General features: G+C 38.3%; 13 protein-coding genes. 8 read left to right on the top strand and 5 right to left on the bottom strand.

Annotation, left to right across the window (positions count from 1 at the left end; genetic code table 11):
* Positions 1-27: 27 nt before the first annotated feature.
* The 5 genes from G3567_RS08160 (at position 28) to G3567_RS08140 (ending at position 5468) form a co-directional block, all read left to right on the top strand.
* The gene (locus G3567_RS08160; RefSeq protein WP_164004842.1) at positions 28-639 is read left to right on the top strand and encodes a hypothetical protein; all 612 of its coding nucleotides are present in this window, start codon (positions 28-30) and stop codon (positions 637-639) included.
* Complete coding sequence (locus tag G3567_RS08155; protein ID WP_164004841.1) at positions 639-1937, top strand: MFS transporter; 1299 nt, start codon at positions 639-641, stop codon at positions 1935-1937. Before G3567_RS08160 ends, G3567_RS08155 begins: the two co-directional genes overlap by 1 nt.
* Positions 1938-1940: 3 nt before the next feature.
* Positions 1941-2618 (top strand): tRNA (guanosine(37)-N1)-methyltransferase TrmD, encoded by a 678-nt coding sequence (gene trmD, locus G3567_RS08150; protein ID WP_164004840.1) that lies wholly within the window; start codon positions 1941-1943, stop codon positions 2616-2618.
* Positions 2619-2726: 108 nt separating this feature from the next.
* Entirely contained in the window at positions 2727-3077 is a 351-nt protein-coding gene (rplS, locus tag G3567_RS08145; RefSeq protein WP_164004839.1) for a 50S ribosomal protein L19, read from the top strand.
* Positions 3078-3239: 162 nt separating this feature from the next.
* Complete coding sequence (locus tag G3567_RS08140) at positions 3240-5468, top strand: NADP-dependent isocitrate dehydrogenase (RefSeq protein ID WP_164004838.1); 2229 nt, start codon at positions 3240-3242, stop codon at positions 5466-5468.
* Positions 5469-5593: 125 nt separating this feature from the next.
* Here the strand turns inward: G3567_RS08140 and G3567_RS08135 are convergent, their stop codons facing one another.
* Positions 5594-5854, bottom strand: a complete 261-nt coding sequence (locus tag G3567_RS08135) for a type B 50S ribosomal protein L31 (protein ID WP_093367824.1) — start codon at positions 5852-5854, stop codon at positions 5594-5596.
* Positions 5855-5951: 97 nt separating this feature from the next.
* Positions 5952-6950, bottom strand: coding sequence for a tetraacyldisaccharide 4'-kinase (gene lpxK / locus G3567_RS08130; protein WP_164004837.1), 999 nt, complete (start codon positions 6948-6950; stop codon positions 5952-5954).
* A gap of 48 nt (positions 6951-6998) precedes the next feature.
* On the opposite strand from lpxK, the gene G3567_RS08125 reads away from it, so the two are divergent.
* The 3 genes from G3567_RS08125 (at position 6999) to msrA (ending at position 9653) form a co-directional block, all read left to right on the top strand.
* Positions 6999-8093 carry a Nif3-like dinuclear metal center hexameric protein gene (locus G3567_RS08125; RefSeq protein ID WP_164004836.1) on the top strand — a complete coding sequence of 365 codons (1095 nt, stop codon included), beginning with the start codon at positions 6999-7001 and terminating at the stop codon, positions 8091-8093.
* 2 nt (positions 8094-8095) lie between these two features.
* A complete protein-coding gene (locus G3567_RS08120) occupies positions 8096-8878 on the top strand; it encodes a zinc ribbon domain-containing protein (protein ID WP_164004835.1) in 783 nt (260 codons plus the stop codon).
* 121 nt (positions 8879-8999) lie between these two features.
* The gene (gene msrA / locus G3567_RS08115; RefSeq protein WP_164004834.1) at positions 9000-9653 is read left to right on the top strand and encodes a peptide-methionine (S)-S-oxide reductase MsrA; all 654 of its coding nucleotides are present in this window, start codon (positions 9000-9002) and stop codon (positions 9651-9653) included.
* 71 nt (positions 9654-9724) lie between these two features.
* On the opposite strand, the gene G3567_RS08110 is transcribed toward msrA, so the two are convergent.
* From G3567_RS08110 to G3567_RS08100, 3 genes are all read right to left on the bottom strand, one after another.
* Entirely contained in the window at positions 9725-10558 is an 834-nt protein-coding gene (locus G3567_RS08110) for an alpha/beta fold hydrolase (RefSeq protein ID WP_164004833.1), read from the bottom strand.
* A gap of 132 nt (positions 10559-10690) precedes the next feature.
* Positions 10691-12520: a 30S ribosomal protein S1 gene (rpsA, locus tag G3567_RS08105; protein ID WP_164004832.1), complete on the bottom strand. Its 1830-nt coding sequence runs from the start codon at positions 12518-12520 to the stop codon at positions 10691-10693.
* Between the two features lie 171 nt (positions 12521-12691).
* Positions 12692-13621 carry a YihY/virulence factor BrkB family protein gene (locus G3567_RS08100; RefSeq protein ID WP_164004831.1) on the bottom strand — a complete coding sequence of 310 codons (930 nt, stop codon included), beginning with the start codon at positions 13619-13621 and terminating at the stop codon, positions 12692-12694.
* Positions 13622-13708 lie beyond the last annotated feature (87 nt).

Below are 13708 nucleotides of genomic sequence, written 5' to 3'. Positions count from 1 at the left end.
AGATACTTTTGCAAAAACTAAAGTTATATGAAATCTTTTTATTTACTTATTGCTGTTTTACTTTTTTCAGTTTCAGGCTTTTCACAAGACACCTCTTCAGAGGAACAAACTGAAGATCGTTCTGCCGTAGAAAACCTAAAGGCAGTTGTTGAGGAATCAAACAATTATCAACAATACAAAGTTGTTGAAAAAGTGAAAATCAATAATGCCATCGAAAAGGTTTCCACTGAATTTGATCGTTTGACTTCACAGATTTCTGAATTAAAGGATAGTATTCAATCCCAGGATGGAACCATCAAATCCTTAAAAAAAGAGGTTACAGAGTTGAATATAAAACTTACGGATCTTCAAAATCAGAAAGACGAAATTCAGTTTCTAGGTATGGCCTTAACCAAAACGGGTTACAACACTTTGGTTTTGTCTATTCTCGCTGTTTTAATCGCTCTTCTTTTATTCTTTATATTTAAATTCAACCGAAGTAATCTACTTACCAAAGAAGCAAAACAGAATTTAATAAATCTAGACGCTGATTATGAAAACTATAAGCGTATAGCTTTAGAGAAACAACAAAAACTGGGAAGACAACTTCAGGACGAAAAAAATAAGAATCAAAAATTCAACAAGGGGAATAATAAGTAATGTCTAAGACCGAGGAGTTTTATGAATTTTTGACAGAAGATGCCGAAACAAGGGCATGTGAGTCAATACCAGATTCTGAATGTACCCAAGTTCCCAGAAACTTCTCCTTAAATATTCTTAACGGCAGCCTGACCAAACTCGCTGAAAAACTGATTAGTCCGGGGCTTACTTTACCCTGGATTCTAAGTTATCTGGGAGCCCCGCTTTTCCTTATCGGGATGTTGGTTCCTGTAAAAAATGTAGGTTCTCTCCTGCCCCAGTTACTGGTGAGCGGAACGCTTAGAGAAAAAGAAAAAAGAAAGCCATATTGGGTTGGTGCCGGATTAACCCAGGGCCTTTGTTTGCTGGTTTCTGCTATTCTTCTGGCTTTCATCGATAATCATAGCTTTGTAAGCTATGCCATTGTGATAATGCTTCTCCTGTTTAGTATTGCTTCAGGGGTTGGCTCAGTCAGTTTTAAAGACGTAACGGGAAAGACGGTCCCAAAGGGAGAACGTGGACAAATGCTGAGTTACAGATCTACCTTTGGTGGTGCTTTGGCTTTAATAGCCGGAGGAGCTCTGGTGTTTTTTTTAAAAGAACAGGACAGTAAATGGCTGTATACCGGATTATTTGCGGGGGCCGCTTTGCTTTGGATTGCTTCAGCTTTAATTTTTTCCAGAATTGTGGAAGAACCTGGATCTACACAAGGGGGCAGAACTCCCCTCCAGGAATTAAAGTCCGGCGCTTCACTTTTGAAAACAGATCATTCCTACAGAAACTTTATCATCACCAGAGCCTTATTGATGGCCATACCCCTTCTGGATCCTTTTTTTATTTTAGTCGCCAAAGACGTGAGTAAAGAAAACTGGAATTATTTAGGTTTCATCATCCTTATTGGCAGTTTAGCACAAATTGTAAGCAGTCCGTTTTGGGGAAAACTGGCAGACAAATCCAGCCTTTATCTGATGAGGATTTCAGCAGGACTTTCTATCTTAAGCATTCTTTACGCTTTGGTATTTGTTTATTCTGATTCTGATTTTCTCAATTTTTATTATTTCATGCCTGTCCTATTTATAAATGGTATAGCTTATGCCGGGGCCAGATTAAGCCGAAAAACCTACATCATAGATTACGCACCCGATGATGAAAGACCTACTTACGTCTCTGTTGCCAACACATTGATTGGTATATTTACAATAGTAGCGGCTTCTTTTGGGCTTATTGCCGAATATTTTGGCCTGGCGTATCAGTTTTGGTTTTTCCTCTTGCTACTGGTCGCCTGTATCTCCCTTAGCTTCACCCTCAAAAAAGTTTAAAACATGAGAATTGATATCATCACAGTCGTTCCAGATTTACTAAAAAGTCCGTTCGAAGCTTCCATTTTAAAAAGAGCTATCGAAAAGGGGATGGTCGAAATTCATCTGCACAATCTGAGAGACTACACCACCTCCAGCTACAATCAAATTGATGATTATCAGTACGGCGGTGGTGCCGGTATGGTCATGATGGTGGAACCTATAGACAAGTGTATCTCCAAACTCAAGTCTGAAAGAACCTACGATGAGGTTATTTATTTAACCCCGGATGGGGATGTGCTCAATCAGGGAATGGCGAATTCCCTGTCATTACAGGAAAATATGATCATGCTTTGCGGACACTACAAGGGAGTTGATCAAAGGGTTAGAGATATGTTTGTCACCAAAGAAATTTCCATTGGAGATTATGTCCTGTCCGGAGGAGAACTCGCTGCAGCCGTGCTTTGTGATTCAATCATACGTTTAATTCCAGGGGTTTTAGGCAACGAAACATCAGCCCTGACAGACGCCTTCCAGGATAATTTATTATCGCCTCCCATTTATACAAGGCCTGCAGAATATAAAGGACACGAGGTTCCTAAGATATTATTGAGCGGACATCAGCGGAAGATTGATGACTGGCGCGATGAAAAAGCCTTACAACGAACAAAAGACCGAAGACCAGATTTATTGGAAGATTAAGTTTCTTAATTTGTATAAGTCTAATTTTTGTTTACTTTTGCAATCTCTAAATCAACCTCTGACGAGATGCGTGAATGTTGGTTTGGGTAATAGAAAAACTAAAATAAAATGGATTTAGTAAAGTTTGTTCAAGACGAATTTGTAGAAAAGAAGGATTTTCCAAAATTTTCTTCAGGTGATACAATCACGGTTTACTACGAAATTAAAGAAGGCCAGAAAACGCGTACACAGTTCTTTAAAGGAGTTGTTATACAAGTTAAAGGTTCTGGTGCTTCAAAAACATTTACCATTCGCAAAATGAGTGGAACTGTAGGCGTTGAAAAAATATTTCCTATCAACATGCCTGCAATTCAAAAAATTGAAATTAATAAAAGAGGTTCGGTTAGACGTGCCAGAATTTATTACTTCAGAAACCTTACAGGTAAAAAAGCAAGAATTAAAGAAAAAAGAACGAATTAAGTTTATTTTTCAGATTCACAAAGGCCTTCTTTCAAAATTGATAGAAGGTCTTTTGGTTTTTAACAGGTTTATAACCTGCTCAACAAGGATATTATATGCTTAATCTTTATCTTTGAAAGGTTGAATTTTATTTAATTAATTCCAAAAAATAACAAAGGACATATGGGAGATCAAAGTACTAAAATCATTTACACGAAAACGGACGAAGCACCTGCTCTGGCAACTTACTCATTTTTACCAATTGTGAGAAGGTTTACCGAAAGTGCGGATATAAAAATAACTTCCAAAGACATATCTCTGGCAGCGAGGATACTTGCCAACTTTAATGATCACCTAACCGATGATCAAAAAGTAGAGGATAATTTAGCCTACCTGGGTGAATTAGCCAAAACTCCTGAAGCCAATATTATCAAACTGCCCAATATAAGCGCTTCAGTGCCTCAACTCACTTCAGCGATCAAAGAATTGCAGGACAAAGGCTATAACATACCTGATTATCCCGAAAACCCTCAAAATGAAGACGAGGAAAAAACTAAAAAAAGATATGCAAAAGTCTTGGGAAGTGCAGTAAATCCGGTATTGAGAGAAGGAAACTCCGATCGCCGGGTGGCACAGCCTGTAAAAGAATATGCACAGGAACATCCTCATAAGCTTAAAGAATGGAGTAAAGATTCAAAATCCCACGTCTCGGCCATGTCTGAAGGAGATTTTTACGGAAGCGAAAAATCTGTGGTTCTAACTAAGAAAGATGATGTGAAAATCGTTCATTTCGACAGTGAAGGCAACCGTACAGTTTTAAAAGAAAGTACCGAACTCAACGAAAATGAAGTCATTGATGCTTCGGTCATGAATTCCAAAGCCTTAAGGAAATTTTTGGCTGAGCAGATCAAAGATGCTGAAGAACAAGGGGTTTTGTTTTCAATACACCTGAAAGCTACCATGATGAAAGTTTCAGATCCTGTGATTTTCGGTCATGCGGTTACCGTATTTTTTAAAGAGGTTTTTGATAAATATAAAGATGAATTCGAAAGCATCGGAGTTGATGCTTCCAACGGACTTGGTGATGTTTATAACAAAATCTCTAAGCTTCCCGAAGAAAAATCCAAAGCCATCCGACAAGACATTGAGGCTATTTATGAAAAGAAAGCCGATTTAGCTATGGTGGATTCATCGAAAGGGATCACCAATTTACATGTTCCCAGCGATGTCATTATTGACGCTTCCATGCCTGCTGCCCTGAAAGAAGGCGGAAAGATGTGGAACAAAAATGACAAAACACAGGACATGAAAGCTGTCATTCCGGACAGGAGTTACGCCGGCATTTACCAGCAGGTTATCGATTTTTGTCAAAAACACGGTGCATTTGATGTGACCACTATGGGAAATGTTTCTAACGTAGGTTTGATGGCGAAAAAAGCCGAAGAGTACGGTTCTCACGATAAAACCTTTATCATCCCTAAAAACGGTCGGGTTGATGTTTTAAACAGAGAAGGACACGCCCTACTATCTCATGAAGTAGAAGAAGGGGATATCTGGAGAATGTGCCAGACTAAAGATTTACCGATTAAAGACTGGGTAGGACTTGCTGTAAAACGCGCCAAGAATACGGGAAATCCAGCGATCTTTTGGCTAGATGAAAACAGAGCCCACGATACCAATCTCATCAAAAAAGTAAATACCTATCTCAAAGAGCATGATTTATCCGGATTGGATGTTCAGATCATGAACCCGAAAGATGCCATGCAGTATACGCTGGAAAGAGTAAAAGCGGGTAAAGACACGATTTCTGTTACAGGAAATGTGCTGAGAGATTACCTGACCGACCTGTTCCCTATTTTGGAATTGGGCACCAGTGCCAAAATGCTTTCTATTGTTCCGCTGCTTGCAGGTGGAGGATTGTATGAAACCGGAGCCGGTGGTTCTGCTCCAAAACACGTGCAGCAGTTTGTAAAAGAAGGCCATCTCCGATGGGATTCTTTAGGAGAGTTTTTAGCTTTGGCCGTTTCTATAGAAGATATAGCAGACAAAAACAATAATAAAAAAGCTAAAGTAGTTGCTGACTCTCTGAATTTAGCCAACAGTCATTATTTAAAAAATGACAAGTCTCCGTCCAGAAAAGTAAATGAAATAGATAACAGAGGAACACATTTCTATCTGGCACTTTACTGGGCAAAAGCTCTGGCTTCTCAGAATGAAGACAGCGTTTTAAAAGCTGAATTTGAAAAGGTTGCAAAATACCTTGAAGAAAACGAAGATAAGATAAACGAAGAGTTACTTGAGGCTCAGGGTAAACCGCAGGATATCGATGGCTATTTCTTCCCGGATGAAGACATAGTGACACAAAGAATGCGCCCTAGTGAAACCTTAAACTCTATTATCGATAACAGATAAGTTTGAAATCGATCTTAAATTTGAAAGCCTTGAGAAAATTCTCAAGGCTTTTTTTATTCAGAAAAGTAAAAACCAAAAAAAAGCCTTCACAATGGAAGGCTCTATATTTAAGATAAGCATCAGGCTTATTTTTCTTCTTTCTTGTATTTTTTGTACTTGTTTTTGAATTTATCAATTCTACCAGCACTATCCACAAGTTTCGTTTTACCAGTATAGAACGGATGAGAAGTTCTTGAAATCTCAAGCTTAATCAAAGGATACTCATCTCCGTCTACTTCGATGGTTTCTTTAGTTTGAGCTGTAGATTTTGTTAAAAACACATCTTCATTAGACATATCTTTAAATGCTACTAATCTATAATTTTCTGGATGTATACCTTTTTTCATCGTAACGTCTTTACTAATTTATTTCAGGTTGCAAATTTAACTAAAAGATTATATTACACAAACAAATAATTGATTTATTCCTACAATATTTTAGCGTTTAGAATAATCTGTCTTCCAGATACTTTTCCAGGAACCCAGGCTCATTAAGAATCTGAGTTTCAATAGGTATATAAAACAACTTACCGGATTCCAGCTTTGATTTCAAACGCACATAATCCTTTTGGGTGGTCAATAGCTTTGGTTTTTTTTGAAGCATTTTCAAATCGGCTTCAGAGAATTCGTGATGATCTGCAAACTGTATGTGCTCAAAATTTTTATCCAGGGACTTCAGGTGGTTCACTAGCGGTTTTGGATTGGCAATGCCCGTAACCAGCGTAAAATCATCAAAGCCAGCTAACTTTTCATGTTCAGTCGCATTCTTTACAAATTCAGAATAAAGGATTGTTGAAAATAAAAGCTTCTGAGTGACCCCGGGTTTAAGTTGCTTTTTAATTCGGCTTTGCTCTTCAACAGCCAGGTTACCGGGGCATTTGGTCACAATGATTACATCGGCACGTGAAGCACCGGTTTGAAACTCTCTAAGGTTCCCGGTAGGCAGCATAAAATCTTTGGTATAAAGGTCGCCATAGGTAGTCAGAAGTATGGACAGGTTTGGTTTGACCTTCCGGTGCTGAAAAGCATCGTCCAGCAAAATCAAATCCAATTGCGGGTGTTTTTTAAGCAATTCGGAAATTCCTCTTTGCCGGTTGGCATCTACAGCCACAGTGATTTCGGGAAAATTGATTTTAAACTGAAGCGGCTCATCCCCTACTTCAGACGACAAATGATAGGGTTGAACTTCGAGAAAACCTTCCGTAGTTCGCTTATAACCCCGGCTGAGCGTTGCGATTTGATGTTTATCTTTTAAGGTCTTAACCAGGAGTTCAATCATCGGAGATTTACCCGTGCCACCGGTGTTCAGGTTACCAACACTAATAATCGAGATGGGATAGGATCTGGATTGAAACACATTGGTCCTGTACAGAAAATTACGAACAGACATGATGCAGCCGTACAAGACTGAAAAAGGAAAGAGTAAATATCTCAGGAAATTCATGACTGCGAAATTATAATTTTTAAATTTAGAGATTAAAATAAATTTCTGATGATTGTAAACGATTTTATTGAAGCTATTGAAGAACTTTCGCCTTCTTATTATGCTGAAGACTTTGATAACACGGGCTTGCTGATAGGCGAAAAAAGTATGGAAGTCACCGGAACGTTGTTTAGTCTGGATACATTGGAGTCTGTTGTTGAGGAGGCGATTGAAAACAAATGCAATCTGATTATCAGCTTCCATCCAATCATTTTCTCTGGTCTCAAAAAATTAAATAGAAAAACCTATGTTGAACGTGTGGTTCATAAAGCCATTAAACATGATATCGCCATTTATGCGATGCACACGGCTCTGGATAATGTCTCCAATGGCGTCAACGGAATGATTTGCGAAAAACTGGGTCTTATAAACACCTCGGTGTTAATTCCGAAGTCAAAAACCATCAAAAAGCTGACAACCTATGTTCCCGTTGCGCATGCGGACAAAGTCAGAAAAGCCCTTTTTGAAGCTGGTGGCGGCAGTATTGGAAATTATGACTTCTGCAGTTTTAATTCTGAAGGCGTTGGCACCTTCAATGGAAATGAACATTCTAACCCAACGATTGGCGAACCGGGTAAAACTCAGTTTGAAAAAGAAATGCAAATCCATATGACGTTTTCCGCTCATATCCAATCCAAACTCATGAAAGCGCTTTTTGAGAGTCATCCCTATGAAGAAGTCGCTTATGAAATTGAAACTTTAGAAAACAAGGATCAGCACCGGGGCATTGGAATGCTAGGCGAATTACCAACACCTTTGGGAGTCACTGAGGCCCTTTCACATATAAAAGAAGTCTTCAAAACAAAAACCATAAGACATTCCCAGGTCAGGGATCAAAGCATTAAACGCATCGCCGTTTTGGGAGGAAGCGGTGCATTTGCCATAGAAAACGCAAAAGCAGCAAAAGCCGACCTGTATATCACAGCCGATTTGAAATATCACGACTTCTATAAGGCTGAAGATCAGATCATTTTGGCCGACATTGGGCATTATGAAAGTGAGCAGTATACAAAAGATTTAATACATGCTTATCTTACAAAAAAATTCCCTAATTTTGCACTCGTTTTATCTAATATTAATACCAATCCGATTCAATACTATTGATTATGGCAAAGAAAAAAGAGGTTACAGTAGAGCAGAAATTAAGAGCTCTTTACGATTTACAACTAATAGACTCACGTATTGACGAGATAAGAAATATGCGAGGTGAACTACCTCTTGAAGTTGAAGATTTGGAAGATGAAGTTACAGGACTCACCAAAAGAATTGAAAAATTAGAATCTGATCTGGAAGTAACCGAAGAGAAGATCAAAGAGAAAAAACAATTCATAGTGGATGCTGAAGCTATGATCAAAAAATACAAAAGCCAGCAGGACAATGTTAGAAATAACAGAGAATTTGATGCGTTAACCAAAGAAATCGAATTTCAGGAACTGGAAATCGAATTGGCTCAAAAGCACATCAGAGAATACAGCGCTCAGATAGAGCACAAAACCAATGTGATAGAAGAGACTAAAGAAAAATTAGCCGAGAGACAAAATCACCTGGACCACAAAAAATCTGAGCTTGACAATATTTTACAGGAAACAGAGAAGGAAGAAACCGCTCTAACTGAAAAATCAGAGAAATTCAAAAAAGACATTGAAGAGCGTCTGGTCAAAGCCTACACCAGAATACGCAACAATGTCAAGAACGGTATGGCCGTGGTGACCATCGAACGTGGAGCTTCCGGAGGTTCTTTCTTTACCATTCCACCACAGGTGCAGGTGGAGATTGCTGCCAGACGTAAAGTTATTATCGATGAGCACAGTGGAAGAATTCTTGTTGACCAGGAACTGGCAAGAGAAGAAGAAGAAAAAATGGAGAAGCTGTTTACCAAACTAGCTTAAACCTCTAATTCATTTATACAGAAAAGCTCGAGGTCTACCTCGGGCTTTTTTTATAACTAAAAATTTAACTAGACCTTAATTTCTGTCTTTTACATTAACCCCTACTTTTGAATAAAAAACCATGAAATCATTTTTAAGCTTACTGATTCTTTCCCTCTTTTTTGTTAGCTGTGGGAAAGCCCAAAATTCGAAAACTAACAGTGAAAGTGAAATAGCATCAAATAAATTTGATGATGAAGTCTATGACAGAGCCTATTTTGCCAGTGGATGCTTTTGGTGTGTGGAAACCATTTATGAAAGCGTGAAAGGTGTGGAGGAAGTCTATTCCGGCTATTCGGGAGGTCATACGAAAAATCCAACCTACCAATCCTCAAACACGGGTAAAACCGGACATGCTGAAGCCGTAGAAGTCATATACAACCCCGATCTCGTTTCTTTCGAAACCCTTGTTGACGTTTATTTTGGCTCTCAGAATGTCACACAGCAAAACGGACAGGGACCCGATATTGGTTCGCAATACAGATCTATCATTTTTTACCAAAATGAAGAACAAAAAGAGATTATTGAAACTATAATTGAAAACCTTTCCAAGGACTATGAAAAGCCTATTGCTGCAGAAGTCAAGGCGTTCGATAAATTCTGGATGGCAGAAGAATACCATCAGGATTATAAGGTGAATAATCCAAATAATCCTTATATCAAGAATGTTTCGGTTCCTAGATTTAACAGGTTTAAAGAAAAGTTTCCGGAACTTCTAAAGCCTGAATACAAGTAATAACATCAAAAGGAAAAAAGTTAAAAGCCGCTATACGCGGCTTTTAACTTTAATATTATACTAGGTAATTTCTATTTCAGAAATTCCATCAAAAGTGAGTTGAATTCTTCGTGGTGCGTCACCATTAAGCCATGTGGTGCGTTTTTGATAACTTTCAGCTGCGCCTTTGGAATAAGATCCTTAGCCTTTTTCGCTGAAGCTTCAAAGGGTACAATCTGATCCTCATCCCCATGTACTATAAGCGTAGGGAGATCAAACTTCTTGCAATCTTCTCTGAAATCGGTTTTTCCAAAACTATCGATACAATCTAAAGTTCCTTTTTTTGAAGCCTGCATAGCGAGATTCCAGGTCAGTTGGAGCATAGCCTCACTAATCTTTTCACCTTTCAGAGAATCGTAGTTGTAAAAGTTTTTTCCAAAATCTTTAAAGAACTGGGGTCTGTCTTTTTTAACGCCCTCTTTCATGCCTTCAAAAACCGAAGCTTCCACAGCATCATTATCATCTGTTTTCAACATAAATGGAGTGACTGCAGAAACCAATACCGCTTTGGCCAGGGAAGCAGTACCATAATTACCTATAAACCGGGCAACTTCACCCCCTCCCATTGAAAACCCAACAAGAATTACATCTTCAAGTTTGAGCGTCTCTATGATATCTTTAAGATCTTTTGCAAGGGAATTGTAGTCGTAACCATTCCAGGGCTTTGAGCTTTCCCCAAAACCGCGTCTGTCGTAGGAAATGACGCGATAGCCTGACTCAACTAAGGCGTCGACCTGGTATTCCCACATCATTCTGTTTAAAGGCCATCCATGGATTAAGATAACAGGCTGACCAGAACCGTAATCGTTGTAGGCCAGTTTTATGGCTTTTGATTTTTCGAGAGAGGTTGTGTTTAGTTCGTTCATGAAAGTTTTCTACCTAAGATAAAGCAAATCTTAAAACATAGAATTGAATTAAAAAAAGTTTAACCAAATCATTATCCATAAAAAAACCCTGCTTTAAAAAAGCAGGGTTGATTATTAAAATGAAAAACTGAATTATTTATTTTCCATTTTATCTTTAAGTGCCTGCAATTCTGCATTAGCATCTCCGAAAGTTGTTTTCTTAGACTCGTCTTCAGACTTCTTAGCAGCCTTCTTAACGATCTGAGCTTCTTCTTCCTTATGAATTGAGGTATGGGAAGCTACAACACGTTTAAACTCTTTATTGAATTCAATAATGAGAAATTCTGCTACTTCACCTTTAGCCAATTTTGTTCCGTCTTCTTTTTCAAGGTAACGCTGTGGAACAAAAGCAGTCACATCTTCGTTAAAGTCAACCGTTGCACCTTTATCAACTATTTCAGAAACAGCTGCTGTATGCTTAGTCCCTACTGCAAATTCATCAGAATATTTATCCCAAGGATTTGTTTCGGTTTGCTTGTGTCCAAGGCTTAATTTACGGCCTTCTACATCAAGTTCCAGGACAACAACGTCAAGTTTATCTCCAACTTTACAGAATTCAGATGGATGCTTGATTTTCTTAGTCCATGACAGGTCAGAAATATAAATCAAACCATCAATACCTTCTTCAAGTTCTACAAAGACTCCAAAGTTTGTAAAGTTTCTTACTTCACCAACATGTTTAGAACCAACAGGATATTTTGTTGTAATATCTGTCCAAGGATCTGGAGTCAGTTGCTTGATACCAAGAGACATTTTTCTGTCTTCTCTATCAAGGGTTAAGATTTTAGCTTCAACTTTATCACCGACGTTTACAAAATCCTGAGCAGATCTCAAATGCGTACTCCAGGACATTTCAGAAACGTGGATTAAGCCTTCAACACCTTCTTCTACTTCAATGAAAGCACCGTAATCTGCGATAACTGTAACTGTACCGTTAACAACATCACCTACTTTTAAGCCTTCATCTAAAGCATCCCAAGGATGTTTGTGAAGTTGTTTTAAACCTAATTGAATTCTTGTCTTATCTTCATCGAAATCAAGGATAACAACATTCAATTTCTGATCTAATTCCACGACTTCGTTTGGATGGTTTATTCTTGACCAGGAAAGGTCTGTGATGTGAACCAATCCATCAACTCCACCGAGATCAACAAAGACTCCGTAAGAAGTGATGTTTTTCACAACACCTTCCAGAACTTGTCCTTTTTCTAGCTGACCAATGATTTCTTTTTTCTGTTCTTCGATATCCGCTTCGATAAGCGCTTTGTGAGAAACAACAACGTTTTTGAATTCATGGTTAATTTTAACCACTTTGAATTCCATGTTTTTTCCAACATAAGCATCGTAATCACGAATAGGCTTTACGTCGATTTGAGAACCTGGTAAAAATGCTTCGATGCCAAATACATCTACAATCATTCCTCCTTTCGTTCTGCATTTCACAAGACCGTTTACGATCGTTCCGTCTTCCTGAGCTTTGTTTACACGCTCCCAGGCACGGATAACTCTCGCTTTTCTATGAGAAAGGATAAGCTGACCTTCTGCATCCTCTTTAATGTCGATGAGAACATCTACCTTATCTCCTACTTTAAGATCTGGGTTGTAACGAAATTCGTTCAATGAAATTACACCTTCACTTTTCGCGTTGATATCGATGATAGCATCTTGATCTGTAAGGTGAACCACGGTTCCGTCTACGACTTCGTTATGAAGCGTATCAACGAAATTTTCCTCAACCAATTTCTCGAATTGCTCTAACTGTGCATCATCAACTTCATCAATACCTTCTTCGTACTTGTGCCAGTTGAATTCCTCTAGAAATTGTTTTGGATTTTCTTGTTGTTCTGAAGGAGCTACTTTAGGAGTAGATTCTTCTGAATTTGCAACAGGTTGTTGCTCTTTGGTTGTTTTGTCTTCAGCCATATGCTGATTTAAAATTTGTATTCTGTTCGTCCAAGAAACTTAAGCAAACTTACAGAAGAGATTAAATTATTTAAAATCAACCCTTTAAACGTTTCTTGTTTTGCATTTAAAAGGAGTGCAAAAATACAACTATTTTATGATAATCAAAACCTTAGTTAACTATTTTATAGATTAATTCCGGGGTTCTTCTTCCACCTCAGTTTCTTCTACGCGTATGGCTTCTGCTCTAGGAACTACCCCACCCCCAATATTCTTGGCAATGTAATAGGTGACCTGGGCGCCAAATAAAAAGATGACCAGAGAATAGTATATCCAGACCAAAAGAATAACAAGTGACCCTGCAGCTCCGTAAGTCGTGCTTAAATCGTTGTTACTCATGTACAAACCGATGAGAAATTTACCGATTACAAAGAGCATAGTCGTCACAATAGCACCTGTCCATGTGTCTTTCCACTTCACCTTAGCATCCGGTAGAATTTTATACATCAATGCAAAGATAACGACCAGGATTAGCTGTGAAATAATGAGTTGACCAATAGAAATCAATTGCAGATTGACATCAGGAAACAGGTTGTCAAGTTTTCCAAATGAATATGAAATGATAGCATCCAGGAGTAAAGAAATGATTAAAATAAGACCGATAACCAGGACCACCGAAAAGCTCAAGACCCTGTCAATAGCCAGTTTAAGCCAGCCTTTATCAGGCTTGGGTTTGATGTGCCAGATATGATTCATACCCCTTTGAAGACTTACAAATACTGTGGTTGCACTAAAGACGAGAATGATAATCGCAATCGTTGCAGAGACGGTATTATCGGCATTTAAAGCAAAGTTTTCCAGAATACTTTCTAAGGTTTTTCTCGATTCTTCTCCTGCCAGGCTTGAGATCCGGCCTAAAAGCTGTTCTCTTATTTCTGATCTTTCATAAAGACTTGCTCCCAGATTCAGAATGATAATCAAAAAAGCAGGGAGGCTAAATATGGTGTAAAAAGCGGTTCCGGCTGCAAAGCTCATGGATTCATTGGACGTGAAATCCTTGATGGTATCTACCAGGATTTTCACATATTTCAATTCAAGAATTGATTTTACCTTTCGTTTCATAGACTTAACCTAAGAATACAAAAATAAAAGTCGCTTTGACAACCTAAGACTGCTTTAGTAAAATTTAATAGTTTTCCTCATCAACAG

This window comes from Psychroflexus aurantiacus (assembly GCF_010820555.1).
Lineage (GTDB): Bacteria > Bacteroidota > Bacteroidia > Flavobacteriales > Flavobacteriaceae > Psychroflexus > Psychroflexus aurantiacus.
Note: the sequence above shows the minus strand (reverse complement) of the source record. Positions and strands in the feature narration are given on the sequence as shown.

Coding starts and splice junctions, on each gene's coding strand:
- G3567_RS08160 (WP_164004842.1), top strand. CDS start 28: ATGAAATCTTTTTATTTACTTATTGCTGTTTTACTTTTTTCAGTTTCA.
- G3567_RS08155 (WP_164004841.1), top strand. CDS start 639: ATGTCTAAGACCGAGGAGTTTTATGAATTTTTGACAGAAGATGCCGAA.
- trmD (WP_164004840.1), top strand. CDS start 1,941: ATGAGAATTGATATCATCACAGTCGTTCCAGATTTACTAAAAAGTCCG.
- rplS (WP_164004839.1), top strand. CDS start 2,727: ATGGATTTAGTAAAGTTTGTTCAAGACGAATTTGTAGAAAAGAAGGAT.
- G3567_RS08140 (WP_164004838.1), top strand. CDS start 3,240: ATGGGAGATCAAAGTACTAAAATCATTTACACGAAAACGGACGAAGCA.
- G3567_RS08135 (WP_093367824.1), bottom strand. CDS start 5,854: ATGAAAAAAGGTATACATCCAGAAAATTATAGATTAGTAGCATTTAAA.
- lpxK (WP_164004837.1), bottom strand. CDS start 6,950: ATGAATTTCCTGAGATATTTACTCTTTCCTTTTTCAGTCTTGTACGGC.
- G3567_RS08125 (WP_164004836.1), top strand. CDS start 6,999: ATGATTGTAAACGATTTTATTGAAGCTATTGAAGAACTTTCGCCTTCT.
- G3567_RS08120 (WP_164004835.1), top strand. CDS start 8,096: ATGGCAAAGAAAAAAGAGGTTACAGTAGAGCAGAAATTAAGAGCTCTT.
- msrA (WP_164004834.1), top strand. CDS start 9,000: ATGAAATCATTTTTAAGCTTACTGATTCTTTCCCTCTTTTTTGTTAGC.
- G3567_RS08110 (WP_164004833.1), bottom strand. CDS start 10,558: ATGAACGAACTAAACACAACCTCTCTCGAAAAATCAAAAGCCATAAAA.
- rpsA (WP_164004832.1), bottom strand. CDS start 12,520: ATGGCTGAAGACAAAACAACCAAAGAGCAACAACCTGTTGCAAATTCA.
- G3567_RS08100 (WP_164004831.1), bottom strand. CDS start 13,621: ATGAAACGAAAGGTAAAATCAATTCTTGAATTGAAATATGTGAAAATC.